This window comes from Methylobacterium sp. V23 (assembly GCF_002917135.1).
Lineage (GTDB): Bacteria > Pseudomonadota > Alphaproteobacteria > Rhizobiales > Beijerinckiaceae > Methylobacterium.
The window spans coordinates 2,501-3,923 of sequence record NZ_PDHT01000089.1 but is presented as its reverse complement, the minus strand read 5'-3'; the positions used below and the strand labels follow the sequence as shown (position 1 = coordinate 3,923).

General features: G+C 57.2%; 2 tRNA genes and 2 rRNA genes (1 of these 4 only partly in view). All 4 read left to right on the top strand.

The window, feature by feature from the left end:
* Window positions 1-180, top strand: a 16S ribosomal RNA gene (locus CRT23_RS27275); the annotation flags it as partial.
* 179 nt (window positions 181-359) lie between these two features.
* Window positions 360-436: transfer RNA gene (locus CRT23_RS27270), tRNA-Ile, on the top strand.
* A 35-nt stretch (window positions 437-471) separates the two neighbouring features.
* A tRNA-Ala gene (locus tag CRT23_RS27265) sits at window positions 472-547 on the top strand.
* A gap of 301 nt (window positions 548-848) precedes the next feature.
* Window positions 849-1,423 (top strand): 23S ribosomal RNA (locus CRT23_RS27260) (it continues 2,234 nt past the right edge of the window).

The window sequence follows — 1,423 nt, the reverse complement described above, 5'->3', positions numbered from 1 at the left end:
ATGCCACGGTGAATACGTTCCCGGGCCTTGTACACACCGCCCGTCACACCATGGGAGTTGGTCTTACCCGACGGCGCTGCGCCAACCGCAAGGAGGCAGGCGACCACGGTAGGGTCAGCGACTGGGGTGAAGTCGTAACAAGGTAGCCGTAGGGGAACCTGCGGCTGGATCACCTCCTTTCTAAGGATGCTTCTTCAGTGACGATGATTGTGATGATCATCCGCTCCTCTTGAGGCGTCATTGGATACACGGGTTCAGTCAGAACCCACTTTGCGGAGCGAAAGCGCCGTCCTCGTTTCTCTTTCTCATTCCGGATAGCGTGATCGGTGCACCGTTCAGGTGATGTCCTTGATCCGCTTGGGCCTGTAGCTCAGGTGGTTAGAGCGCACCCCTGATAAGGGTGAGGTCGGACGTTCGAGTCGTCCCAGGCCCACCAGGTACACGGGCGATCTGTTCGCATCTGCCAGAATTGGGGCCATAGCTCAGCTGGGAGAGCGGTTGCTTTGCAAGCATCAGGTCGTCGGTTCGATCCCGACTGGCTCCACCATAGGCGCCGTCTCAGGGTTTACCCTGGGGCTTGAGCTGCCGCGGGGCGTTGGGACTATCCGGAAGACACAGGTTTTGCCTCTTGTGCAGGTCCATCGGGATCGCGCGGGACGGCAAATCATCGACATCGTTTAGAGGGAATGTGGCCGTTTCGGCAGCGAGAGCTGGTCCGGGGCGGTCATGTTCGGCAAGCATAAGGTCATCGTTCTCGAAAGGGGATGGTGACCGGTCTTTTTGTGACCGTGACGTGACTGTCGGCCGCTTGATGCGGCTGCTGGTCAGCGAACATCGATCATGAGAGCGATCAAGTGCCTTAAGAGCATTCGGTGGATGCCTTGGCGCTGAGAGGCGATGAAGGACGTGGTACGCTGCGATAAGCCTTGGGGAGCTGCGAACGAGCTTTGATCCAGGGATTTCCGAATGGGGAAACCCACCTTCGACCTTTTGTATTGTGGTCGCAGATTTTGGTCTGCGGCTTCACTACAATTGGTCAGATGAAGGTATCAAATCCTGAATCCATAGGGGTTTGAAGCGAACCCGGGGAACTGAAACATCTAAGTACCCGGAGGAAAGGACATCAACGAGACTCCGTCAGTAGTGGCGAGCGAACGCGGATCAGGCCAGTGCCTGGCTTTAGTTTACCGGAACGGTCTGGAATGGCCGGCGAGATGGGTGACAGCCCCGTACGGGACGGACGATTGCCAGGACTCGAGTAGGGCGGGACACGTGAAATCCTGTCTGAACATGGGGGGACCACCCTCCAAGCCTAAGTACTCCTCAGCGACCGATAGCGAACAAGTACCGTGAGGGAAAGGTGAAAAGCACCCCGACGAGGGGAGTGAAACAGTTCCTGAAACCGGATGCTTACAAACAGTGG